Annotated in this window: 19 protein-coding genes and 3 tRNA genes; all 22 read left to right on the top strand. The window is 61.3% G+C overall.

Annotated elements, in window-relative coordinates; all coding sequences use genetic code 11:
* The first annotated feature begins 7 nt into the window (after positions 1-7).
* The 22 genes from leuC to ACW9HX_RS16915 all read left to right on the top strand — a co-directional run bounded on the left by leuC (position 8) and on the right by ACW9HX_RS16915 (position 23,820).
* Positions 8-1,426: a 3-isopropylmalate dehydratase large subunit gene (leuC, locus tag ACW9HX_RS17020; RefSeq protein ID WP_011333350.1), complete on the top strand. Its 1,419-nt coding sequence runs from the start codon at positions 8-10 to the stop codon at positions 1,424-1,426.
* A 10-nt stretch (positions 1,427-1,436) separates the two neighbouring features.
* Positions 1,437-2,081 carry a 3-isopropylmalate dehydratase small subunit gene (gene leuD, locus ACW9HX_RS17015; RefSeq protein ID WP_064594825.1) on the top strand — a complete coding sequence of 215 codons (645 nt, stop codon included), beginning with the start codon at positions 1,437-1,439 and terminating at the stop codon, positions 2,079-2,081.
* Between the two features lie 155 nt (positions 2,082-2,236).
* The gene (locus tag ACW9HX_RS17010) at positions 2,237-3,004 is read left to right on the top strand and encodes a class I SAM-dependent methyltransferase (RefSeq protein WP_457381481.1); all 768 of its coding nucleotides are present in this window, start codon (positions 2,237-2,239) and stop codon (positions 3,002-3,004) included.
* A gap of 69 nt (positions 3,005-3,073) precedes the next feature.
* Positions 3,074-4,156: a 3-isopropylmalate dehydrogenase gene (gene leuB / locus ACW9HX_RS17005; RefSeq protein ID WP_457381480.1), complete on the top strand. Its 1,083-nt coding sequence runs from the start codon at positions 3,074-3,076 to the stop codon at positions 4,154-4,156.
* A gap of 66 nt (positions 4,157-4,222) precedes the next feature.
* On the top strand, positions 4,223-5,335 hold the full coding sequence (gene asd, locus ACW9HX_RS17000; RefSeq protein ID WP_007956451.1) for an aspartate-semialdehyde dehydrogenase: 1,113 nt from the start codon (positions 4,223-4,225) through the stop codon (positions 5,333-5,335).
* 112 nt (positions 5,336-5,447) lie between these two features.
* Complete coding sequence (locus ACW9HX_RS16995; RefSeq protein ID WP_457381479.1) at positions 5,448-6,458, top strand: aspartate-semialdehyde dehydrogenase; 1,011 nt, start codon at positions 5,448-5,450, stop codon at positions 6,456-6,458.
* Between the two features lie 209 nt (positions 6,459-6,667).
* Positions 6,668-9,346: a FimV/HubP family polar landmark protein gene (locus ACW9HX_RS16990; protein WP_457381478.1), complete on the top strand. Its 2,679-nt coding sequence runs from the start codon at positions 6,668-6,670 to the stop codon at positions 9,344-9,346.
* 151 nt (positions 9,347-9,497) lie between these two features.
* Positions 9,498-10,322 (top strand): tRNA pseudouridine(38-40) synthase TruA, encoded by an 825-nt coding sequence (gene truA, locus ACW9HX_RS16985; RefSeq protein WP_457381490.1) that lies wholly within the window; start codon positions 9,498-9,500, stop codon positions 10,320-10,322.
* A 64-nt stretch (positions 10,323-10,386) separates the two neighbouring features.
* Entirely contained in the window at positions 10,387-11,001 is a 615-nt protein-coding gene (locus ACW9HX_RS16980; protein WP_457381477.1) for a phosphoribosylanthranilate isomerase, read from the top strand.
* Between the two features lie 192 nt (positions 11,002-11,193).
* A complete protein-coding gene (accD, locus tag ACW9HX_RS16975; RefSeq protein WP_085712004.1) occupies positions 11,194-12,114 on the top strand; it encodes an acetyl-CoA carboxylase, carboxyltransferase subunit beta in 921 nt (306 codons plus the stop codon).
* Complete coding sequence (gene folC, locus ACW9HX_RS16970) at positions 12,111-13,418, top strand: bifunctional tetrahydrofolate synthase/dihydrofolate synthase (RefSeq protein WP_457381476.1); 1,308 nt, start codon at positions 12,111-12,113, stop codon at positions 13,416-13,418. The genes accD and folC overlap by 4 nt, the downstream gene beginning before the upstream one ends.
* A complete protein-coding gene (locus tag ACW9HX_RS16965) occupies positions 13,402-14,070 on the top strand; it encodes an SPOR domain-containing protein (protein WP_457381475.1) in 669 nt (222 codons plus the stop codon). The genes folC and ACW9HX_RS16965 overlap by 17 nt, the downstream gene beginning before the upstream one ends.
* A gap of 98 nt (positions 14,071-14,168) precedes the next feature.
* Complete coding sequence (locus ACW9HX_RS16960) at positions 14,169-14,729, top strand: CvpA family protein (RefSeq protein WP_007956464.1); 561 nt, start codon at positions 14,169-14,171, stop codon at positions 14,727-14,729.
* A gap of 41 nt (positions 14,730-14,770) precedes the next feature.
* Entirely contained in the window at positions 14,771-16,276 is a 1,506-nt protein-coding gene (gene purF / locus ACW9HX_RS16955) for an amidophosphoribosyltransferase (protein WP_007956466.1), read from the top strand.
* A gap of 80 nt (positions 16,277-16,356) precedes the next feature.
* Positions 16,357-17,568, top strand: coding sequence for an O-succinylhomoserine sulfhydrylase (locus ACW9HX_RS16950; RefSeq protein WP_457381474.1), 1,212 nt, complete (start codon positions 16,357-16,359; stop codon positions 17,566-17,568).
* Positions 17,565-18,341 (top strand): SDR family oxidoreductase, encoded by a 777-nt coding sequence (locus tag ACW9HX_RS16945; protein WP_457381473.1) that lies wholly within the window; start codon positions 17,565-17,567, stop codon positions 18,339-18,341. The genes ACW9HX_RS16950 and ACW9HX_RS16945 overlap by 4 nt, the downstream gene beginning before the upstream one ends.
* A gap of 90 nt (positions 18,342-18,431) precedes the next feature.
* Positions 18,432-18,507, top strand: a tRNA-Val gene (locus tag ACW9HX_RS16940).
* A gap of 55 nt (positions 18,508-18,562) precedes the next feature.
* Positions 18,563-18,639, top strand: a tRNA-Asp gene (locus ACW9HX_RS16935).
* Between the two features lie 93 nt (positions 18,640-18,732).
* A tRNA-Asp gene (locus tag ACW9HX_RS16930) sits at positions 18,733-18,809 on the top strand.
* Between the two features lie 409 nt (positions 18,810-19,218).
* On the top strand, positions 19,219-22,050 hold the full coding sequence (locus tag ACW9HX_RS16925) for a xanthine dehydrogenase family protein molybdopterin-binding subunit (protein ID WP_457381472.1): 2,832 nt from the start codon (positions 19,219-19,221) through the stop codon (positions 22,048-22,050).
* Complete coding sequence (locus ACW9HX_RS16920) at positions 22,043-22,582, top strand: (2Fe-2S)-binding protein (protein WP_457381471.1); 540 nt, start codon at positions 22,043-22,045, stop codon at positions 22,580-22,582. The genes ACW9HX_RS16925 and ACW9HX_RS16920 overlap by 8 nt, the downstream gene beginning before the upstream one ends.
* 2 nt (positions 22,583-22,584) lie before the next feature.
* Positions 22,585-23,820, top strand: coding sequence for a c-type cytochrome (locus ACW9HX_RS16915; RefSeq protein ID WP_457381470.1), 1,236 nt, complete (start codon positions 22,585-22,587; stop codon positions 23,818-23,820).

Here is a 23,820-nt window from a genome sequence, read left to right as displayed (position 1 = left end):
ACGTCTGATGGCCGGCAAAACGCTCTACGACAAGCTCTGGGATTCGCATTTGGTCAAGCAGCGCGACGATGGTTCGGCGCTGATCTATATCGATCGTCACATCATCCACGAAGTGACCTCGCCGCAAGCCTTCGAAGGCCTGCGTCTGGCCGGGCGCAAGCCTTGGCGCATCGATGCCAACATCGCGACCCCGGACCACAACGTACCGACCACCCCGGAGCGCAAGGGCGGCATCGAAGCCATTGCCGACCAGGTCTCGCGTTTGCAGGTTCAGACCCTCGACGACAACTGCGATGAATACGGCATCGTCGAATTCAAGATGAATGACGTCCGCCAAGGCATCGTCCACGTGATCAGCCCGGAGCAGGGCGCGACCTTGCCGGGCATGACTGTGGTTTGCGGCGATTCGCACACCTCGACCCACGGTGCTTTCGGCGCATTGGCCCACGGTATCGGCACTTCCGAGGTCGAGCACGTGCTTGCCACCCAGTGCCTGGTCGCCAAGAAAATGAAGAACATGCTGGTGCGCGTCGAAGGCCAGTTGCCGTTCGGCGTGACCGCCAAGGACATCGTCCTCGCCGTCATCGGCAAGATCGGCACTGCCGGCGGTAACGGCCACGCCATCGAATTCGCTGGCAGCGCCATTCGCGATCTGTCCATCGAAGGCCGCATGACCATCTGCAACATGTCCATCGAAGCCGGCGCCCGTGTGGGTCTGGTGGCGGCGGACCAAAAGACTGTGGATTACGTCAAGGGTCGTCCGTTCGCACCGAAAGGCGCCGAGTGGGACCTGGCTGTCGAGTCCTGGAAAGATCTGGTGTCCGACGCCGACGCGCACTTCGACACCGTGGTCGAACTCGACGCCACGCAGATCAAGCCGCAGGTCAGTTGGGGCACTTCGCCGGAAATGGTGTTGGCCGTTGATCAGAACGTGCCGGACCCGGCTAAAGAGATGGATCTGGTCAAGCGTGACTCGATCGTCCGCGCCTTGAAATACATGGGTCTGACCGCCAATCAGGCGATCACCGACATTCAGCTCGACCGCGTGTTTATCGGTTCCTGCACCAACTCGCGCATCGAAGACTTGCGTGCTGCGGCGGTGATCGCCAAGGGCCGCAAGGTCGCGTCGACCATCAAGCAGGCCATCGTGGTGCCGGGCTCGGGTCTGGTAAAGGCTCAGGCCGAGGCCGAAGGTCTGGACAAGATCTTCCTCGAAGCCGGTTTCGAATGGCGTGAGCCGGGTTGCTCGATGTGCCTGGCGATGAACCCGGACCGTTTGGAGTCCGGCGAGCATTGCGCCTCGACCTCCAACCGTAACTTCGAAGGCCGTCAGGGCGCCGGTGGTCGTACCCACCTCGTCAGCCCGGCCATGGCCGCTGCGGCGGCGGTGAACGGTCGTTTCATCGACGTTCGTGAATTGATCTGAGGAGCGCAGCATGAAAGCTTTTACCCAGCACACCGGCCTTGTCGCACCGTTGGATCGTGCCAACGTCGATACCGACCAGATCATTCCGAAGCAGTTTCTGAAGTCGATCAAGCGCACCGGTTTCGGCCCGAACCTGTTCGACGAGTGGCGTTACCTGGATGTAGGGCAGCCGTACCAGGACAACTCCAAGCGCCCGCTGAACAAGGAATTCGTACTCAACGCCGAGCGTTATCAGGGCGCCAGCGTGTTGTTGGCACGCGAGAACTTCGGTTGCGGCTCCAGCCGTGAGCACGCGCCGTGGGCGCTGGAAGAATACGGTTTTCGCAGCATCATCGCGCCGAGCTACGCCGACATCTTCTTCAACAACAGCTTCAAGAACGGCTTGCTGCCGATCATCTTGAGCGACGCGGAAGTCGACGAGCTGTTCAAGCAGGTCGAAGCCGAACCGGGCTATCAGTTGCAGATCGACCTGCACGAGCAGACCGTCACCAGCCCGAATGGCAAGGTGTATCGCTTCGAGATTGACGCGTTCCGCAAGCACTGCCTGCTCAACGGCCTGGACGACATCGGCCTGACCTTGCAGGACGGCGATGCGATTGCTGCGTTCGAAGCCAAGCATCGTGCGAGCCAGCCGTGGTTGTTCCGCGACGCCTAAGCAAGATTTGAGATTGATGTCGTCAGGGCCGGCCTCTTCGCGGGCAAGCCCGCTCCCACAGTAATTCGCGGTGTTCACGCAACCTGTGGGAGCTGGCTTGCCAGCGATGAGGCCCGCAAAAGCAACACAAGACTCCAGCCCAAAAGGAAGTCCCCATGACCAGCACCGCCCAGCACAGTCAGGTTGTACAAAAGCAATTCGGTGAACAGGCCGCCGCCTACCTGAGCAGCGCCGTTCACGCTCAAGGCACCGAATTTGCGTTGCTGCGGGCCGAGCTGGCGGGGCAGGGCGAGGCACGGGTTCTGGATCTAGGCTGCGGCGCCGGGCATGTGAGTTTTCACGTTGCTCCGTTAGTGAAAGAAGTGGTGGCTTACGACCTGTCGCAGCAGATGCTCGATGTGGTTGCTGCCGCTGCCGTTGATCGCGGTCTGAGCAACGTGTCCACGGTCAACGGCGCCGCCGAGCGTCTGCCGTTTGCCGATGGCGAATTCGACTTCGTGTTCAGCCGCTATTCGGCGCACCATTGGAGTGACCTCGGCGTGGCCTTGCGCGAGGTGCGTCGGGTGCTGAAGCCGGGTGGCGTGGCGGCGTTCATTGATGTGCTGTCGCCGGGCAGTCCGCTGTTCGACACCTATTTGCAGAGCGTCGAAGTGCTGCGCGACACCAGCCATGTGCGCGATTATTCTGCCGGTGAGTGGTTGCGCCAGGTCAGCGAGGCCGGTCTGCACACCCGCAGCACCACGCGTCAGCGCCTGCGTCTGGAGTACAACAGCTGGGTCGAGCGCATGCGCACGCCTGAAGTGATGCGCGCCGCAATCCGCCAATTGCAGCAATCGATGGGCAACGAAGTACGCGATTATTTTGAGATTGAGGCCGATGGTTCGTTCAGTACAGATGTACTGGTGCTCTGGGCCGAAAAGTAAGTTTCGAACGACAAGCATTTTTCCGGGCGCGCCCCTCGATGGCGCACCGACTGAAGACACGAGGAAAGCATGAGCAAGCAGATTCTGATTCTCCCAGGCGACGGCATTGGTCCGGAAATCATGGCCGAAGCGGTCAAGGTGCTGGAGCTGGCCAACGACAAGTACAGCCTGGGCTTCGAGCTGAGCCATGACGTGATCGGTGGCGCCGCCATCGACAAGCACGGCGTGCCGCTGGCCGACGAAACCCTCGACCGCGCTCGCGCAGCCGACGCTGTGCTGCTGGGCGCCGTGGGCGGCCCGAAGTGGGACACCATTGATCGTGACATCCGCCCTGAGCGCGGCCTGCTGAAAATCCGTGCGCAACTGGGCCTGTTCGGCAACCTGCGTCCGGCGATCCTGTACCCGCAACTGGCCGATGCTTCGAGCCTGAAGCCGGAAATCGTTGCCGGCCTGGATATCCTGATCGTCCGTGAGCTGACCGGTGGCATCTACTTCGGCGCGCCGCGCGGCACCCGTACTCTGGAAAACGGCGAGCGCCAGTCCTACGACACGCTGCCGTACAGCGAAAGCGAAATCCGCCGCATCGCCCGTGTCGGTTTCGACATGGCCATGGTCCGTGGCAAAAAGCTGTGTTCGGTGGACAAGGCCAACGTGCTGGCGTCCAGCCAACTGTGGCGTGAAGTGGTCGAGCAGGTCGCCAAGGATTACCCGGACGTCGAACTGAGCCACATGTACGTCGACAACGCCGCCATGCAGCTGGTGCGTGCGCCGAAGCAGTTCGACGTGATCGTCACCGACAACATGTTCGGCGACATCCTGTCCGACGAAGCGTCGATGCTCACCGGTTCCATCGGCATGCTGCCGTCGGCTTCGCTGGATGCCAACAACAAGGGCATGTACGAGCCTTGTCACGGTTCGGCACCGGACATCGCCGGCAAAGGCATCGCCAACCCGCTGGCGACCATTCTGTCGGTGTCGATGATGCTGCGTTACAGCTTCAATCTGCACGAAGCGGCCGATGCCATCGAGAAAGCGGTCAGCGTGGTGCTGGATCAAGGGCTGCGCACCGGCGACATCTTTTCGACCGGTTGCACTAAAGTCGGTACGCAGGAAATGGGTGACGCAGTAGTCGCCGCGCTGCGGAATCTGTAATCTCTCGGGCCCGCTGCGAAATTCAATACAAAGCAGCGGCCCACTTTTCAAGAAGGTGTAGTTGCGATGAAACGTGTAGGTCTGATCGGTTGGCGCGGCATGGTCGGTTCCGTGCTCATGCAGCGGATGCTGGAAGAGCAGGATTTCGATCTTATCGAGCCGGTGTTTTTCACCACTTCCAATGTCGGTGGCCAAGGCCCGTCCGTGGGCAAGGACATTGCTCCGCTCAAGGACGCTTACAGCATTGAAGAGCTGAAGACCCTCGACGTGATCCTGACCTGCCAGGGCGGCGACTACACCAGCGAAGTGTTCCCGAAGCTGCGCGAAGCCGGCTGGCAGGGTTACTGGATCGACGCGGCCTCGAGCCTGCGGATGAACGACGACGCCGTCATCATTCTCGACCCGGTCAACCGCAAGGTCATCGACCAGCAACTCGACGCGGGCACCAAGAACTACATCGGCGGCAACTGCACCGTCAGCCTGATGCTGATGGGTTTGGGCGGTCTGTTCGAAGCCGGTCTGGTCGAGTGGATGAGCGCCATGACCTATCAGGCGGCCTCCGGTGCCGGCGCGCAGAACATGCGTGAACTGATCAAGCAGATGGGCGCTACCCACGCCGCTGTCGCCGATCAACTGGCCGATCCTGCCAGCGCGATCCTCGACATCGACCGTCGTGTGGCCGAAGCCATGCGCAGCGACGCGTACCCGACCGAAAACTTCGGCGTACCGCTGGCCGGCAGCCTGATCCCATGGATCGACAAGGAACTGCCGAACGGCCAGAGCCGCGAAGAGTGGAAGGCCCAGGCCGAGACCAACAAGATCCTCGGTCGCTTCAAGAGCCCGATCCCGGTCGATGGCATCTGCGTGCGCATCGGCGCCATGCGTTGCCACAGCCAGGCGCTGACCATCAAGCTGAACAAAGACGTGCCGATCGCCGACATCGAAGGGCTGATCAGCCAGCACAACCCTTGGGTCAAGCTGGTGCCAAACCAGCGCGAAATCAGCATGCAGGAGCTGAGCCCGACGAAAGTCACCGGCACCCTGAACGTACCGGTCGGTCGTCTGCGCAAGCTGAACATGGGTTCGCAGTTCGTCGGTGCTTTCACCGTCGGCGACCAACTGCTGTGGGGCGCGGCCGAACCGCTGCGTCGCATGCTGCGGATCCTGCTTGAGCGTTGATCGCTTGACGCATTGAAAGAACCCGCACCTTGCAAGAGGCGCGGGTTTTTTTTGCCTGCATGGCGGCCACCCGGTAAAGTGCCGCTCCCCCCGTTTCGCCAGAGGCAGCACCATGACCCAGACCCTTGATATTGCCGTGATCGGCGCCACCGGTACTGTCGGCGAAACCCTTGTGCAGATTCTCGAAGAGCGCGACTTCCCGGTCGGCACGTTGCACCTGTTGGCCAGCAGCGAATCCGCTGGCAGTTCGGTGCTTTATCGCAACAAGAACGTGCGCGTGCGTGAAGTCGACGAGTTCGACTTCAGCAAGGTCAAGCTGGCGTTCTTCGCCGCCGGCCCGGCCATCACCCTGAGTTACGCCGCCCGCGCTCACGCGGCAGGTTGCTCGCTGGTCGATCTGTCCGGTGCATTGCCGGCGGATCAGGCGCCGCAAGTGGTTCCGGAAGCCAATGCCGATGTGCTGGCCGGTTTGAACGTGCCGTTCCAGGTCAGCAGCCCGAGCCCGTCGGCCACTACGCTGGCCGTGGTGTTGGCGCCGCTGCTCGATCTGATCGAGCTGCAATACGTGCATGTCACCGCCAATCTGGCGGTTTCCGCTCAGGGTCGCGAAGCGGTGACCGAGCTGGCTCGCCAGACCGCCGAGCTGCTGAACATGCGCCCGCTGGAGCCGACATTCTTCGACCGGCAGATGGCTTTCAACCTGCTGGCTCAGGTCGGCACGCCTGACGCTCAAGGCCACACGCTGCTGGAAAAACGTCTGGTGCGCGAGCTGCGTCAGGTGCTGGCCAAGCCTTTATTAAAGATTTCCGCAACTTGCGTTCAAGCCCCGGTGTTTTTTGGCGATAGCTTTAGCGTGACCTTGCAGTCAGCGAGCGCGGTCGACCTGGCAAAGGTCAATGCCGCGCTTGAAGATGCCGAGGGCATCGAACTGGTCGAGGCCGGCGATTATCCGACCGCCGTCGGTGACGCGGTGGGCCAGGACGTGGTCTATGTCGGGCGGGTGCGTGCCGGTGTCGACGAGCCGTCGGAACTTAATCTGTGGCTGACGTCAGATAACGTACGCAAAGGTGCGGCTCTCAACGCGGTGCAAGTGGCCGAGTTGTTGATAAAAGGCCTGCTGTAAAAGATACTTGGCAACAATTTGTCGACTGATTCTAGCCGGGCGCTATGCTTGGCCAGATCGCTTGATAACGTGTCACCCTCCGGGACTTTCCGGGGCATCAAAGAAATGATCGCGCGCGGCATGCTGTCGTCGTCGCGCGCAATGCCTTACGGCAGCGACAATCAACATCTTCTCGCTGGCCGAGGAACGTTCAAACAAAGGAAGAGGCTATGGTTCAAGTTCGCAAACTGGTGTTAGCAATAGCGGCCGCCTCGGCGCTGTCCTCCGGTATGGCGCATGCCCTCGGGCTCGGGGAGCTGACCCTGAAGTCGACCCTGAACCAGCCGCTGGTGGCGGAAATCGAGCTGCTCGATGTCAAGGACCTGACCGCTGCCGAAGTGGTGCCGAGCCTGGCCTCGCCGGAAGATTTCGCCAAGGCCGGCGTCGATCGCCAGGCCTTCCTCAATGATCTGACCTTCACCCCGGTGCTCAACGCCAGCGGCAAAAGCGTGCTGCGCGTGACGTCGAGCAAGCCGCTATCGGAACCGATGGTGAAATTCCTGGTGCAGGTGATGTGGCCGAACGGCCGACTTCTGCGCGATTACAGCGTGCTGCTGGATCCGTCGAAATTCTCTCCGCAGACCGCTGATGCTGCTGCTCAACCGGCGCCGGCGCAAACCATCACCGCGCCGACCACCGGTGCAACGCATTCGACCCATACCACCACGCCACGCGACACCTTGTGGGAAATCGCAGCGAAGGCGCGTACCGGCGGTTCGGTCCAGCAGACCATGCTGGCGATTCAGGCTTTGAACCCGGATGCGTTCATCGGCGGCAACATCAACCGCTTGAAAACCGGTCAGGTGCTGCGTCTGCCGGATGAAGTGCAAAGCACCGCGCTGCCGCAGTCCAAAGCCATTGCCGAAGTGGCGGCGCAGAACGAGGCCTGGCGTCAGGGTCGTCGTTATGTGGCCAAGCCGGGCACAGGTCAGCAGCAGCTCGATGCGACCAATCGTGGCCGCGCCAACACCGGTCCTGCCAAGAATGCCAAGGACAACCTGAGTCTGGTCTCCGCTGAAGGTGCCAAGGGTCGCGGCAAAGGCCCGGCCGGCGACGCCAAGGCCTTGAGCAACAAACTGGCGGTGACCCAGGAAAGCCTCGACACGACCCGTCGTGACAATGCGGAACTGAAAAGCCGCATGACCGATCTGCAAAGTCAGCTGGACAAGCTGCAACGCCTGATCGAACTGAAGAACAATCAACTGGCGAAGTTGCAGGCCGAAGGTAATGCCTCTGCGCCAGCTCCCGCAGCCGCCGCCGCCGCACCAGCGGTTGCACCGGTTCCGGCGATTACCGCCGAACTGGCGGCAACGCCACCTGCCACCCCGGCAGAAGCTGCACCTGCCGCGCCTGCGCCGGAAGCCGTTGCGCCAGCACCGGTTGAACCGGTGGTCGAGCCGAAGCCAGCCGCCGATGACGAGAAAACCTTCAACGAACTGCTGACCAACCCGATCCTGCTGGGGCTGGTTGGTGGCGGTGCGGTGGTGCTGTTGCTCCTGTTGCTGCTGCTGGCTCGTCGCCGCAAGGCTCAGCAGGAAGCCGAGAAGCACCTGCGTATGGCCCGGGCGCTGGAGGAGCAATCGTTCGAACCCGAGCTCGATCTGCCGGAAAGCAGCTTCGAAGGCCTAGAAGTGCCTGCCGCAAGCGTCAAGCTCACGCCGGCTCCGGCTCCGGCTCCGGCTCCGGCTCCGGCTCCGGCTCCAGCGTCTGTTGCCGCCGCGGTCGTTGCTCCAGTCGTCATGGCTGAACCGATCGCCGCGCCGCTGGTAGCCCCGGCTGCCGAGCGTTCCGACGACGTGCTGGACAAGGCGCAGTCGCACATCGACGGCGGTCGCCTGAATCAAGCTGCCGCGTTGCTGGAGGAGGGCGTCAGCCTGGAGCCGCAGCGCAGTGACCTGCGGCTGAAACTGATGGAGGTCTACGGTCGCCAGGGTGATCGTGATGCCTTCGTCGGTCAGGAGCGCCAGCTGGTTGCCAATGGCGACAACTTCGCCAAGGTCGAAGAGCTGAAAAGCCGCTTCCCGGCCATGGCGGTCGTCGCGGCGAGTGGTCTGGCTGCCGCTGCCATTGCCGCCGAGCTGGACGCGGAATACGTCAAGGAATTGCTGCTCGACGAGCCTGAAGCGCCAGTTGCTGCACAAGATGATCTGGACAGTGCTTTCGACCTGAGCCTGGATGATCTCGACAACATCAAACCGGTGGAGCCTGTTGCATCGGTGGCTGCAGTCGAGCCTGAAGCGCCGGTAGAACTGGACGAGTTCCCGGCGGATGACGACCTGAGCTTCGAGTCGGTTCTGCAACAGCAGACCGAGATCAAGGAAAACCTCGACGATCTGTCTGACTTCGACCTGGATCTGGATCTGGGTGCCGATCCTGCGCCTGTGCCGGTTGAGTTGGCTGACGACGACTTCCTGTTGGATCTGGACGAGGGCGTGAAGGATCTTGCGCCGGTGGAGCCGCCGGTTGTGGTCGAGCCTCCACTGGATGATCTGGAGTTGCCAGCCGATTTCGACCTGTCCCTGGCTGACGAGATGGATGCGGCCCCGGCCGAGCCGGATGCATTCGCTGCCGAGCTGGATGACGTCAACGCTGAGCTGGATCGTCTGTCGGGCAGCATCAACGAGCCAAGCTTCACTGAGGCCGATGCCGCGTTGGGGGGCGATCTGGGTGAGGATGACTTCGATTTCCTCGCTGGCACTGACGAAGCCGCCACCAAACTCGACCTGGCTCAGGCCTACATCGACATGGGCGACAACGACGGCGCACGCGACATTCTCAACGAAGTGCTCAGCGAGGGTGACGACAAGCAGAAGAACGAAGCCAAGGAAATGCTTTCGCACCTGGCCTGAGTCAGCGTTCAGCGGTAAATAAAGCGGCAGCCCTTCGAGGCTGCCGTTTTTGTTTGGGTCTGGTATCCCCGGTGCGCAGCCTTATAATGCCCGCCTTTGTAGATCAACAGGCTGTACCGACTTGGCAAACATAGATAACCCGGCCGCCGAAATGGCCCCCGAAGGCTTTTTCCGCGTCGCCCTCGGCGTTGAGTACAAGGGCTCGCGATACAGCGGCTGGCAGCGCCAGTCCACGGGTGTGCTCACCGTGCAGGAAACCCTGGAAAAAGCCTTGTCGAAGGTCGCCAACTCGCCGATCTCGCTGCAATGCGCCGGGCGCACTGACGCTGGTGTGCATGCCTGTGGGCAAGTCGTGCATTTCGACACTCAGGTGGATCGCTCGCTGAAGGCCTGGGTCATGGGCGCCAACATCAATCTGCCCCACGACATCAGTGTCAGTTGGGCGAAGGTCATGCCTGCGCACTTTCATGCGCGATTCAAGGCAATTGCCCGGCGCTATCGCTATGTGATCTACAACGATCAGATCCGCCCGGCGCATCTCAATGAAGAGATCACCTGGAACCACCGTCCGCTGGATGTGGAGCGTATGGCCGAGGCTGCGCAGTACCTGATCGGTACCCATGATTTCAGCGCTTTCCGTGCCGGCCAGTGCCAGGCCAAGTCGCCGATCAAGCAGATGCATCATTTGCGTGTGACCCGTCACGGCAAAATGATCGTGCTGGACATCCGCGCCAACGCCTTCCTGCACCACATGGTGCGCAACATCGCCGGGGTGTTGATGACGATCGGTGCCGGCGAACGGTCGCCTGAGTGGATGAAAGAAGTGCTGGAGAGTCGCGAGCGGCGTTCCGGCGGGGTCACGGCGCATCCGTTCGGGCTGTACCTGGTGCAGGTCGAGTACCACGACGAGTTCCCGTTGCCCGAGCGCTTCATCGGGCCACATTTCCTTACCGGTTTCTCGGAACTTGACGGCTGACGCCCTCGAATGCATTTGTTACCATCCGGGACTTTCCCGGATTTGCCTTGAGGTTTTTATCGACATGTCGGCCGTTCGCAGCAAGATTTGCGGGATTACCCGCATAGAAGATGCGTTGGCAGCCGTCGAGGCCGGGGCCGATGCCATCGGTTTTGTGTTCTACGCTAAAAGTCCGCGTGCGGTGACCGTGCAGCAGGCGCGCGCGATCATCGCCGCATTGCCGCCGTTCGTGACCACCGTGGGGCTGTTCGTCAATGCCAGTCGCTGCGAGCTCGGGGAAATCCTCGATGCCGTGCCGCTGGATCTGTTGCAATTTCACGGCGATGAAACCGCCGCCGACTGCGAAGGCTGGCACCGGCCGTACATCAAGGCTTTGCGGGTCAAGGCGGGCGATGACATTGCCGCTGCCTGCGATACCTACCCGAGCGCCAGCGGTGTGCTGCTCGACACTTATGTCGAAGGCGTGCCCGGCGGAACCGGGGAGGCGTTCGACTGGTCATTGATTCCGCAAGGCTTGAGCAAGCCGTTGATTCTGGCCGGCGGCCTGACACCGGAGAACGTCGCCGATGCCGTTGCCCGGGTGCGGCCATACGCGGTGGATGTCAGTGGTGGGGTGGAGGCGAGCAAGGGCATCAAGGATCACGCAAAGATTCGGGCGTTCATCAACGCCGTACGTTGATGTGACGGCTGGCAGACTGCCGCCGTCCACAGCTCTGTAGAAAAGAGGCTGAGGGTCTTTCAGGGGTGTACGCAGGTCAGTTCCGCTGACCCGGCAGTCCGGACGATCATCGCCACACATGAATTTAGCTGAAGGGCATACGCGGGGCCGCGAACCAGAGCGTTCGGGCCGCCGGTACTGGAGAAAGAAAGCATGAGCAACTGGTTGGTAGACAAGCTGATCCCTTCGATCATGCGTTCGGAGGTCAAGAAGAGCTCGGTGCCTGAAGGTCTGTGGCACAAATGCCCGTCCTGCGAGGCTGTGCTGTATCGTCCGGAGCTGGAAAAGACCCTGGACGTTTGCCCTAAATGCAACCACCACATGCGCATCGGCGCACGTGCGCGCATCGATATTTTCCTGGATGCAGAAGGCCGTGTTGAACTGGGTGCCGACCTGGAGCCGGTTGACCGTCTGAAGTTTCGCGACGGCAAGAAGTACAAGGACCGTCTGGTCGCTGCCCAGAAGCAGACCGGCGAGAAAGACGCACTGGTTTCCATGAGTGGCACCCTGCTGGGCATGCCTGTCGTGGTTTCGGCGTTCGAATTCAGCTTCATGGGCGGCTCCATGGGCGCCATCGTCGGTGAGCGCTTCGTGCGCGCCGCCAACTACGCGCTGGAAAACCGTTGCCCGATGGTCTGCTTCTCCGCCTCCGGTGGTGCGCGGATGCAGGAAGCGCTGATCTCGCTGATGCAGATGGCCAAGACCTCGGCCGTGCTGGCGCGTCTGCGTGAAGAAGGCATTCCGTTCATCTCGGTACTGACCGACCCGGTCTACGGCGGCGTTTCCGCCAGTCTGGCGATGCTGGGCGACGTGATCGTCGGCGAGCCTAAAGCCCTGATCGGCTTCGCAGGTCCGCGTGTGATCGAGCAGACCGTTCGCGAAAAACTGCCGGAAGGCTTCCAGCGCAGCGAATTCCTGCTGGAGCACGGTGCAATCGACCTGATCATCGACCGTCGCGAGCTGCGTCCGCGTCTGGGCAACCTGCTGGCGCAACTGACCGGCAAGCCGACGCCGACCTTCGTTGCTGCGCCGATCGAGCCGATCGTCGTTCCGCCGGTGCCTGCGAACGTATGACCGAGCGCACCCTTGGCGAGTGGCTCGCCTACCTTGAACAGTTGCATCCGTCAGCCATCGACATGGGGCTGGAGCGTTCGCAACAGGTAGCGTCCCGTATGGGGCTGGGCCAGCCGGCGCCTCGGGTGATCACGGTCACCGGCACCAACGGCAAGGGTTCGACCTGCGCTTTCGTGGCTTCGCTGCTGCGGGCGCAGGGCCTGAGCGTTGGTGTCTACAATTCCCCGCACCTGCTGCGTTACAACGAGCGGGTGCAGCTCAATGGCGTCGAAGCCACTGATGCGCAGCTGTGCGAAGCCTTCGCAGCGGTCGAGGCCGGGCGTGGCGAGACTTCCCTGACTTACTTCGAAATGGGCACCCTGGCGGCGTTCTGGCTGTTTCAGCAGGCCGGGCTCGATGCGGTGGTGCTGGAAGTCGGTCTGGGCGGGCGTCTGGACACGGTCAACGTGGTCGATGCGGACATCGCACTGGTCACCAGCATCGGTGTCGATCATGCCGATTACCTGGGCAATACCCGCGAATCCGTGGCCTTCGAAAAGGCCGGGATTTTCCGTCAGGGCAAACCTGCGCTGTGCGGCGATCTGAATCCTCCACAACCCTTGCTGGACAAGGCGCGCGAGCTTGCTTGTCCGTTCTTCCTGCGTGGGCGCGATTTCGATCTCGGTATCACTGATCAATTCTGGCAGTGGCGCGGCACCGATGCTGGCGGTCAAGTCGTAGAGCTGCATGATTTGCCGCTGCTCGACCTGCCGATGGAAAACGCTGCCTTGGCGTTGCAGGCTTATCTGCTGCTCGGTCTGCCTTGGGATGCTCAACAGATTGTTGCGGCCTTGCAGGCGACTCGCGTGGTCGGTCGTCTGGATCGTCGCTCGTTTGAATGGAACGGCAAGCGCCTGAACCTGCTGCTGGATGTCGGTCATAACCCGCATGCGGCGGAGTATCTGGCCCGGCGTCTGGCTTCTCGCCCTCCAGTCGGCAAGCGCCTGGCGGTGTTCGGCCTGCTGGCGGACAAGGATCTGGACGGTGTCATCAGCGAGTTGAAAACCAGTGTCCAGCATTGGGCAGTGGCGCCACTGGATTCGCCGCGCGCGCGTCCGGTGGCTGAATTGAATGTTGCATTGCAGAACCTTGGCGCGTCGGTCACGTCTTATGACAGTGTGGCGGCCGCTCTGGAAGGGCAGTGTGCAGTGGCCACCAGCGACGACGAGATCTTGCTGTTCGGATCATTTTATTGTGTCGCCGAGGCCCTTGAATGGCTGTCTCGGCGCTCCACGGAGGAAGCGGCAAATGGCTTTGCTGGATAAGGCGTACAAGCAACGCATGGTCGGTGCCCTGGTGCTGGTGGCGCTGGCGGTGATTTTCCTGCCAATGCTGTTTTCGCGTCAGGACGAACAGCGTCAGGTGACCGTCGATGCGCCGGCTGCTCCGCAGGCGCCAGCCGTGGCGCAGATCCAGATGGAGACGGTAGCGGTGCCTGAGCCGCAGGTTCTGCCGCAAGAGCCAGTGCCGAGCGATTACGAAGTTGCCGAGCAAACGGCGCCAGCGGCACCGATTGCGCCAGCAGCTCCGGCTCCGGCTCCTGCGCCGGTAGTCAAACCAGTCGCAGTTGCTCCGGCGCCTGCTCCCGTGGCCAAGCCTGCTACAGCTCCGGCCCAGCCGATCACCGCGCTGTCCGCCAAACCGGATACCACCCAGAGTCGCGTCGACGCCAATGGCCTGTCGGTGAGCTGGTCTGTGCAACTGGCCAGCCTGTCGAGTCGCGCCAGCGCCGAAAGCCTGCAAAAGACCCTGCGCAGCCAGGGCTACAACGCTTATATCCGCTCTGCCGATGGCAAGAATCGGGTATTCGTCGGTCCGCTGATCGAGCGCGCCGAAGCCGATCGCTTGCGCGATCTGCTGGGTCGCCAGCAGAACCTCAAGGGGTTTGTGGTGCGCTTTCAGCCCGAGCGCGGCTGAAAACTATCACCTCGATTGAAATGCACTGACAATCGCAGCTTACCGACAGCCATGCGCTCTGCTAAAATGCGCCGCCTTATCCGTCTGTAGGCTGCACTGTGCCATTTACCTGGGTTGACTGGGCGATCGTTGCAATCATCGCCATCTCCGCATTGATCAGTTTGAGCCGCGGCTTCGTCAAGGAAGCATTATCGCTGGTGACCTGGATCATCGCAGGAGCCGTTGCCTGGATGTTCGGTGGCTCACTGTCCGAGTACCTCGCCGGATACATTCAAACGCCGTCAGCTCGTGTGATCACGGGCTGTGCCATCATGTTTGTCGCCACACTGATCGTGGGCGCAATGATCAATTATCTTATCGGCGAGTTGGTTCGCGTCACCGGGTTGTCCGGGACCGATCGATTCCTCGGCATGGCCTTCGGCGCTGCGCGTGGCGTGTTGCTGGTGGTCGTGGCGGTCGGGCTGTTGAGCCTGGGGCCGGTACAGCAGGACGGGTGGTGGAAAGAATCACAGCTCGTGCCAAAGTTTTTATTGGTCGCAGACTGGTCCAAGAACCTGATTCTCGGGTGGAGCAGTCAGTGGCTTGCCAGCGGAATCAGCGTACCCGCTGATATTCCGTTCAAGGAGCAACTCTTGCCGTCGGCCAAAACGCCTCAGTGAGTGTTGTTCAGTTCAGATCCATTAAGTAGGGGTTGCGTCGCATGTGTGGCATCGTCGGTATCGTCGGTAAGTCGAACGTCAATCAGGCGCTGTATGACGCGCTAACCGTGCTCCAGCACCGCGGCCAGGACGCTGCCGGTATCGTGACCAGCCATGATGGCCGGTTGTTCTTGCGCAAGGACAATGGCCTGGTGCGTGACGTGTTTCAACAGCGTCACATGCAGCGTCTGGTCGGCCATATGGGTATCGGTCATGTCCGTTATCCGACTGCCGGCAGCTCGACCTCGGCCGAGGCTCAGCCGTTCTACGTCAACTCGCCGTACGGCATCACCCTGGCGCACAACGGCAACCTGACCAACGTTGAGCAGTTGGCCAAAGAGATCTACGAATCCGATCTGCGTCACGTCAACACCAGCTCCGACTCGGAAGTGTTGCTCAACGTGTTCGCTCACGAGCTGGCCCAGCGCGGCAAGCTGCAGCCAACCGAAGAAGACGTGTTTGCCGCCGTGACCGACGTGCACAACCGTTGTGTCGGTGGCTACGCCGTCGTGGCGATGGTGACCGGTTACGGCATCGTCGGTTTCCGTGACCCGCACGGCATCCGTCCGATCGTGTTCGGCCAGCGTCACACCGACGAAGGCGTCGAGTACATGATCGCGTCCGAAAGCGTTTCGCTGGACGTGCTCGGCTTCACCCTGATCCGCGACCTGGCACCGGGCGAAGCGGTCTACATCACTGAAGACGGCAAGCTGCACACCCGTCAGTGCGCGACCAACCCGTCCCTGACCCCGTGCATCTTCGAACACGTCTACCTGGCGCGTCCGGACTCGATCATCGACGGCGTGTCGGTCTACAAGGCCCGTCTGCGCATGGGTGAGAAGCTGGCCGAGAAGATCCTGCGCGAGCGTCCAGAGCACGACATCGACGTGGTCATCCCGATTCCGGACACCAGCCGTACTGCCGCGCTGGAGCTGGCGAACCATCTGGGCGTGAAATTCCGCGAAGGCTTCGTGAAGAACCGTTACATCGGCCGCACCTTCATCATGCCCGGCCAGGCTGCGCGCAAGAAATCGGTACGCCAGAAGCTCAACGCCATCGAACTGGAATTCCGTGGCAAGAACGTGATGCTGGTGGACGACTCGATCGTTCGCGGCACCACCTGCAAGCAGATCATCCAGATGGCCCGCGAAGCCGGCGCGAAAAACGTCTACTTCTGCTCGGCAGCTCCGGCTGTGCGCTTCCCGAACGTATACGGCATCGACATGCCGAGCGCTCATGAACTGATCGCGCACAATCGTTCGACTCAGGATGTGGCTGATCTGATCGGCGCTGACTGGCTCATCTATCAGGACCTGCCTGACTTGATCGAAGCGGTCGGTGGCGGCAAGATCAAGATCGAAAACTTCGATTGCGCGGTGTTCGACGGCAAGTACGTCACCGGCGACGTCGACGAGGCTTACCTGAACAAGATCGAACAGGCACGCAACGATGCCTCGAAGGTCAAGACCCAGGCGGTCAGTGCGATCATCGATCTGTACAACAACTGAGTTTCAACCGGCCCTTAGGGGCCGGTTTTGTATCTGGCAAAAGACTTTTATTTATCGAGAACAGGGCAAGGAGTGACAGCATGAGTCAGGAATGGGATGCCGGTCGGCTGGACAGCGACCTCGAAGGCGTAGCGTTCGATACCCTGGCCGTACGTGCCGGTCAGCACCGTACGCCGGAAGGCGAGCACGGTGATCCGATGTTCTTCACTTCCAGCTACGTGTTCCGTACCGCCGCCGACGCCGCTGCACGGTTTGCCGGGGAAGTGCCGGGCAACGTTTACTCGCGTTACACCAACCCGACCGTTCGCTCCTTCGAAGAGCGCATTGCTGCGCTGGAAGGCGCCGAACAAGCCGTAGCCACGGCGACTGGCATGGCTGCGATCATGGCGGTGGTGATGAGCCTGTGCAGTGCCGGTGATCATGTGCTGGTGTCGCGCAGCGTGTTCGGTTCGACCATCAGTCTGTTCGAGAAGTATTTCAAGCGTTTTGGCGTGGAAGTCGATTACGTGCCGCTGGCCGATCTGTCGGCCTGGGACGCAGCGATCAAGTCCAACACCAAATTGCTGTTCGTTGAATCGCCATCCAACCCGCTGGCTGAGCTGGTGGATATCACCGCACTTTCGGAAATCGCGCACGCCAAGGGCGCGATGCTGGTGGTCGACAACTGCTTCTGCACGCCAGCGTTGCAGCAGCCGCTGAAGTTGGGCGCAGACATTGTTGTGCACTCGGCCACCAAATTTATCGATGGCCAGGGCCGTTGCATGGGCGGCGTGGTGGCCGGTCGCGGCGAGCAGATGAAAGAAGTCGTCGGCTTCCTGCGTACCGCCGGGCCAACCCTGAGCCCGTTCAACGCCTGGATCTTCCTCAAGGGTCTGGAAACCCTGAACCTGCGGATGAAGGCGCACTGTGCCAACGCCCAGCAACTGGCTGAGTGGCTGGAGCAGCAGGACGGCATCGAGAAAGTGCATTACGCCGGTCTCAAGAGCCATCCGCAGCACGAACTGGCCCAACGTCAGCAGAAGGGCTTCGGTGCGGTGGTGAGCTTTGAGGTGAAGGGCGGCAAAGAAGGCGCGTGGCGCTTCATCGATGCGACCCGTTTGATCTCGATCACCGCCAACCTGGGTGACAGCAAGACCACCATCACTCATCCGAGCACCACTTCCCACGGCCGTCTGGCGCCGCAGGAGCGTGAAGCGGCGGGGATTCGTGACAGCCTGATCCGCATCGCGGTCGGTCTGGAAGATGTCGCTGACCTGCAAGCCGACCTGGCGCGCGGTCTGGCGGCATTGTGATCGAGTTGTCCACTCCGAAGACGGGCACCCATGGCCGCGTTGCGCTGGTCACTGGGGCCGCTCGCGGCATCGGTCTGGGAATTGCAGCGTGGCTGATCAGCGAAGGCTGGCAAGTGGTGCTGACGGACCTGGACCGGGCGCGTGGCTCCAGGGTGGCGAAGGTGCTCGGCGAAAACGCCTGGTTCATCGCGATGGACGTGGCGGACGAAAGCCAGGTGGCGCTCGGCGTCGCGGAAGTGCTGGGGCAGTTCGGTCGTCTGGATGCGTTGGTGTGCAATGCGGCGGTGGCCGATCCGCACAACATCACCCTGGAAAGCCTGGATCTGGCTTACTGGAATCGGGTGCTGGCGGTGAATCTCAGTGGGCCGATGTTGCTGGCCAAGCACTGTGCGCCGTATCTGCGGGCGCACAACGGGGCGATCGTCAATCTGGCCTCTACCCGAGCGGCGCAGTCAGAACCTGATACCGAAGCCTATGCGGCGAGCAAGGGTGGCTTGCTGGCGTTGACTCACGCACTGGCAATCAGTCTCGGGCCGGAGATTCGCGTCAATGCGGTCAGTCCGGGCTGGATCGATGCGCGGGATCCCTCTGCGCGCCGCGCCGAGCCTCTGACCGATATCGACCATGCCCAGCATCCGGCGGGCAGGGTAGGTACGGTCGAGGATGTGGCGGCGATGGTGGCCTGGCTGCTGTCGAAGAATGCCGGGTTTGTGACGGGGCAGGAATTCGTGGTCGACGGCGGTATGACCAAGAAGATGATCTACTCGGAATGACATGTTTTTGTCTTTTTGAGAAAAACTTCAATCCTGCTATTGACTTAGGTTCGCTACCTGCGTAAATTTCGCGGCCTCGGAGATGCAAACGGGTGATTAGCTCAGCTGGGAGAGCGTCTGCCTTACAAGCAGAATGTCGGCGGTTCGATCCCGTCATCACCCACCACTCCCGAGATACTTGCGTAAGCAAGAGCGTAGGCTGAAAGTGCCTGCACCGACGCGCAGCGGTAGTTCAGTCGGTTAGAATACCGGCCTGTCACGCCGGGGGTCGCGGGTTCGAGTCCCGTCCGCTGCGCCATATTTAACGAGTCAGGCAATGTCTGGTTCGCGATTGAAAAGCACCGAAGCTTTCAGTCAAACGAGTTACTTGAGCGTCAGCTCAAAGCGATACGCAGCGGTAGTTCAGTCGGTTAGAATACCGGCCTGTCACGCCGGGGGTCGCGGGTTCGAGTCCCGTCCGCTGCGCCATATCTGTTTCAAGGACCACTGAACGCCTTGAAACACCGGAAGCAACCTCTGGTTGATTCGGCATCGATAGCAAAGACCCTGGTCGAAAGACCGGGGTTTTTTGTGTCTGAAATTTGACCTTTTCCAAATTCCTCCTCTCTTGTCTCGTGATGAATGCAAGTAGTCCGCGCGGCAATATCCTCTGCGTCATCGGGTCACTGCGATGCAGTGCCACATTGATTTTTGATTCTTTAGTCAGATTTTTGTAACTGGTTGTTTGCTGCGAGCGCAGAAACCTTTAAAGTTAACCTTTCGGTCAGCTTTGCACTGTCATCACGCCCTTTGTTTAGCCAAAAAGGGCTTCTGCAAGACTCGAGATTCCCAGTAGATAACCAGAAGGGCGGATCCATAACCGCCCAGAGGATGATCCATGTCCAACCGTGAAATATCCCGGCGCTCGTTCCTTCAGGGCGGGCTGGTGGCGGGTGTGAGCGTTACGCTCACGCCGCTCAGCAGTCAGGCGCTGGCTGCCTTGATGGAAAACAGCGTGACCGTGCCGTCCGAGCAGTGGCTCGGCAACAACGGCAAGGCACGCCAGCGTAACGATGCCCTGTCCAAGGTCTGCGGCAGCAAAGTGTTTGCCCGCGACATCCGTTCCAAGGACATGCCGGGCTGGCCCCAGCAGCAAGGCCACGCCATGTTGCTGAAAACCATCAAGGCCGACCGAATCTACGGTGGCTACGACCTTTCGTGGCTCGGCGCCGATCTGCAGCCTGACCGTATCGTCACCGCTGCCGACCTGGACAAGGACGGCATCGTGTTCCCGGAAGAGCACGCGCCGGATCCATTGCTGCCGGAAGGCAAAGTGCCGATGTTCATCGGCCATCCGGTGGCCATCCTGATCTGGAACGATTTCGAGCGTTTCCGTCAGGCGAAGAACAAACTCAAATTCAATGACAAAGCGATTCGTTACGGTGCCAAAGTGCCGTTCTACGAAGGCGATCCCTATGGCAGTTTCCGCTACGTGCGTGTCGGTGGACCGACCTCGGCAGACGAAGACGAGTTCGCCAGCCTCAAGGATTCGATCCTGTTCCCGATGCTGAAAAACCGTCGCCCGGTGTGGAATTCCCAGCCAAACCTGCACGGTAACCTGACCGAGCGCGGCCTGTTCTACGCCGACCGCATGAAGAAAGAGATCGACACGCCACCGGACAATTGGCTGGTGTTCGACGAGCGTTACAAGACCCCATCGATCGAGCCGGCTGCGATGGAGCCGGACAACGGCAACGGCTGGTACGACCCAGCGACCAAGACCCTGCATTTCGTCGTCGCCACTCAGTGCCCGCTGGAAGCTGCCACCGAGACCGCGAAGATGATCTCGCCGTCGCGCTTCGGCCTGGCCAACCTGAACATGCACCCGGGTTACACCGTCGGTTACGGTTCCAAGGACCACAACATTTTCGTCTACTACGCGGCCCTGGCGGCGTTGTATGGCGCGGGTGTGCCGATTCGCCTGGCCAACGATCGCTACGAGCAGTTCCAGAGCGGCATCAAGCGTCACCCGTTCGACATTCGCTACCAGTTGGCAGTGGACAAGACCGACCACAGCTTCAAGATTTTCCGTGCCGAGATGAGCGTCGATGGTGGCGGCCGGATCAACTACAGCCCGTCGGTGGCTGCGGTTGGCGCCACTGCGGCGCAGTCGATCTACTACATGCCACAGAACGATCTGCAAGTTACCGCTTACCACTCCCGCGGGGTTGAAGCGGGTTCGATGCGCGGCTACGGCACGCTACAGAGCATGGCTTCCACCGAAATGATGGTCGACGAAATCGCCGACCGCCTCGGTGTCGACGCCATCGACCTGCGTCGCAAGAATGCGCTGCGTTCCGGGATGAAAAACACCCAGGGCGCGATCCCGGCCGGTGCGCTGCGCCTGCACGAGATTCTCGACAAGGCTTCGCTGCACGAAGTCTGGAAGAATCGCGACGCGATCAAGAAACAGCGCGAAGCGGCGGATCCGGACAACTGGTATGGCGTAGGTTTCGCCATTTGCCAGAAAGACTTCGGCACCGGTTCCGAAGCGCCGATGGCCAGCATCGAATTCACCGCTGAAGGACGCATTTCCCTGCGTCACATCGGCATCGAGATCGGCACCGGCATGTCCACTTCGCAAGCCCTCGTGGTCGCCGACTTCCTCGGTAGCCCGGCTCACGACGTGAAGACCGGCGAGACCGAATGGAAGGAAATGCAGCTGGTCACCGCCGGCAACCCTTACATCATGAGTCAGGCCGAGCAGGACAACTTCCTGCGCAACCCGCGCTGGGTCGGCAAGCTAGCGTCGGCCTCGTCCGCGACCAATTCCGCCTACTACTTCAGCCACGCCACCCGTGAAGCGGCGCGCGTGCTGTTCAATCACGGACTGTGGCCGGCGGCGCTGGAGATCTGGCGTCAGGGCCCATACGGTGGCCAGGCCAACCCTTACGTCGTGCGTCGCGAAGATGCGCATTGGGTCGACGGCAAACTGACTGCCAACGGCATGCAGCCGCTGAGCTTCGAAGAACTGGCCAAGCGTGCTCACGAGCGCGGTCTGGTCACTGGCGCCACGGTTCACGGTTTCAACCGCTGGAGCTGGGCCGAGGCCGAATACAGCATCGACGGCGTGCGCGAGCGTCTGCCGCTCGACGGTCTGGCGGTGAAGTACGGCGACGGCGCCCCTAAGGCGAAGAAGGCGCAGATGACCAGCGACGGTTTCCACCTGCTGGATCGGCAGAACATCGCCTATCCAGTGGTTCAACTGAACAACGCCGCCGTGACCTACTACAGCCCGGTGGCGACGCTGGTCGAGTTGAAGGTCAACAAAGGTTCGGCAGAAGTCGAAGTGCTCAACCATCACTCGTGGCTGGAATGCGGCCGGGTGCTGGTTGAAGAACTGGTTCGTGGCCAGCTCGAAGGCGGGATCGCCATGGGCATCGGCCACGCCTTGATGGAAGAAATGCCGCTGTACGAAGGTGGGCCGGGGGAGGGTGACTGGAACTTCAACCGTTATCGCCTGCCGATGGCGCGCCACGTGGCGGTGTGGAAGCAGACATCGGAGATCCTTCCGCCGCTGTCGCCAAGCGACCCGTCCAAAGGCATCGCCGAAGTGGTGATGATCCCGGTGGTCGGTGCCATCGGTAACGCCGTGGCCCACGCCATCGGTAAACGTGTTCGCGATCTTCCAATCACTGCTGCGCGCATCAAGGAGGCCCTCAATGGCTAACCGTCCGCTTCAACTGACCCTCAACGGTCAAACCGTCGGCCCGGCGGACATCCCTGATGACCTGCCAATGATCGACTACCTGCACGAATACAAGAACCTCACCGGCTCGCGTCTGGGCTGCGGCCAGGGCATCTGCCACGCCTGTGTGGTGATCGTCGACAATCCGGACGGCACCAGCGAAGAAGTGCGCACCTGCATCACCGGCGCGCATTACTTCGAGGGCAAGAAAGTCCGCACCATCGAAGGCCATGCCAAGCGTGACGAGCAAGGCCAGGTCACCGAGCTGAACCCGATCCAGCAGCGTTTCGTCGACGAATTTGCCTTCCAGTGCAGCTACTGCGCACCGGGCTTCGTCAACGCCGCGACCGTGCTGGTGGAAAAGCTGCAACGCCAGCCGATCGTCAAAAGCAAACTGGAGCAAGTCATCGAGGACAGCCTCGGCCATCACATCTGCCGTTGCACCGGGTACGTGCGTTATTACAACGCCACTCGCAATGTGCTGACCGATCTCGGCCTGGTCAAGGAGGGTTAAGCATGAAGCGTTTATTGACCCGCCTGACCCTGGCGGTCGGGTTTGCCGTGCCTGTTCTGGCGGCTCATGCGGATGATCAGGTCAAGCGCGGCGAATACCTCGCCCGCGCCGCCGACTGCATGGCTTGCCACACAGCTCCGGGCGGCGCACCGTTTGCCGGTGGCCTGCCGATCGTGTCGCCATTCGGCACGATCTACGGCACCAACATCACCCCGAGCAAAGAGCACGGCATCGGCCTGTACAGCGATGACGAATTCTTCGCTGCGCTCACCGAAGGCAAGCGGCGCGACGGCGCCAATCTGTACCCGGCGATGCCGTACACCTCGTATCACTTGATGCCGCGTGCGGATTCGGATGCGATTCACGCGTATCTGAAAACCGTCGAGCCGATCGAGCGTGCAGCGCCGGTGACGAGCCTGAGCTTCCCGTTCAACGTGCGTCCGGGCCTGATTGGCTGGAACATGATGTACGGCCAAGCTTTGAAACTGGAGCCGGTCGAAGGCAAAAGCGACGCCTGGAAGCGCGGCCAATACATGGTCGAAGTGCTTGGCCACTGCGGTGAATGCCACACGCCACGCGGCTTGCCGGGCGCGATGCAGTTGGACAAACGCCTGACCGGCGGCATCCTCAACGGCTACCTGGCACCGAGCCTGCTGGCGACGGACCTGGCGGCCCGCGGCTGGAACCATCAGGATCTGAGCACGTTCCTCAAGCACGGCATGAGCGCCCAGGGCACGATGTTCAACGAGATGTTCCCGGTGTTCCACAACAGCACTCAGGGTCTGAATGATCCGGATCTGGCGGCGATGGCGACTTTCCTGCTCGGCGATAAGCCGCCAGCGGCGAAAGAGCTTGCCGACGTGCCGGTGGAAAAACTCAGTGCCAGCGCTCAGCGCGGCCGTCAGGAATACTTGAACGTCTGCGCCGGCTGTCACGCGGCCGGCGGCGAGGGCAAGCCGCACATCGCGGTGGCCATGCGCGGCAACACCACGCTGCGCCTGGAAGACCCGCGCAACCTGTTGCGAGTGATTGAGGATGGCATCGGCGAGCAGAAATTTGCCGGGTTCGAACACATGCAGCCGATGCCGGGTTTTGCCGACAAGCTCAGTGCCGATCAACTGACCGATCTGCTGAATTACCTGCGTCAGGGTTGGGGTGGTCAGTCGGCCGAGTTGGCGGTCAGTGATGTGCAGAAGCTCAAGGCTGACGCACCGTCAATCGAGCACAAGGCGCACTGA

It is taken from the genome of Pseudomonas sp. SDO52101_S400 (assembly GCF_054071635.1).
Note: the sequence above shows the minus strand (reverse complement) of the source record. Positions and strands in the feature narration are given on the sequence as shown.

Bases quoted from the DNA above. Each gene is read 5' to 3' on its own strand.
- leuC (WP_011333350.1), top strand. From the start codon at position 8: ATGGCCGGCAAAACGCTCTACGACAAGCTCTGGGATTCGCATTTGGTC.
- leuD (WP_064594825.1), top strand. From the start codon at position 1,437: ATGAAAGCTTTTACCCAGCACACCGGCCTTGTCGCACCGTTGGATCGT.
- ACW9HX_RS17010 (WP_457381481.1), top strand. From the start codon at position 2,237: ATGACCAGCACCGCCCAGCACAGTCAGGTTGTACAAAAGCAATTCGGT.
- leuB (WP_457381480.1), top strand. From the start codon at position 3,074: ATGAGCAAGCAGATTCTGATTCTCCCAGGCGACGGCATTGGTCCGGAA.
- asd (WP_007956451.1), top strand. From the start codon at position 4,223: ATGAAACGTGTAGGTCTGATCGGTTGGCGCGGCATGGTCGGTTCCGTG.
- ACW9HX_RS16995 (WP_457381479.1), top strand. From the start codon at position 5,448: ATGACCCAGACCCTTGATATTGCCGTGATCGGCGCCACCGGTACTGTC.
- ACW9HX_RS16990 (WP_457381478.1), top strand. From the start codon at position 6,668: ATGGTTCAAGTTCGCAAACTGGTGTTAGCAATAGCGGCCGCCTCGGCG.
- truA (WP_457381490.1), top strand. From the start codon at position 9,498: ATGGCCCCCGAAGGCTTTTTCCGCGTCGCCCTCGGCGTTGAGTACAAG.
- ACW9HX_RS16980 (WP_457381477.1), top strand. From the start codon at position 10,387: ATGTCGGCCGTTCGCAGCAAGATTTGCGGGATTACCCGCATAGAAGAT.
- accD (WP_085712004.1), top strand. From the start codon at position 11,194: ATGAGCAACTGGTTGGTAGACAAGCTGATCCCTTCGATCATGCGTTCG.
- folC (WP_457381476.1), top strand. From the start codon at position 12,111: ATGACCGAGCGCACCCTTGGCGAGTGGCTCGCCTACCTTGAACAGTTG.
- ACW9HX_RS16965 (WP_457381475.1), top strand. From the start codon at position 13,402: ATGGCTTTGCTGGATAAGGCGTACAAGCAACGCATGGTCGGTGCCCTG.
- purF (WP_007956466.1), top strand. From the start codon at position 14,771: ATGTGTGGCATCGTCGGTATCGTCGGTAAGTCGAACGTCAATCAGGCG.
- ACW9HX_RS16950 (WP_457381474.1), top strand. From the start codon at position 16,357: ATGAGTCAGGAATGGGATGCCGGTCGGCTGGACAGCGACCTCGAAGGC.
- ACW9HX_RS16925 (WP_457381472.1), top strand. From the start codon at position 19,219: ATGTCCAACCGTGAAATATCCCGGCGCTCGTTCCTTCAGGGCGGGCTG.
- ACW9HX_RS16920 (WP_457381471.1), top strand. From the start codon at position 22,043: ATGGCTAACCGTCCGCTTCAACTGACCCTCAACGGTCAAACCGTCGGC.
- ACW9HX_RS16915 (WP_457381470.1), top strand. From the start codon at position 22,585: ATGAAGCGTTTATTGACCCGCCTGACCCTGGCGGTCGGGTTTGCCGTG.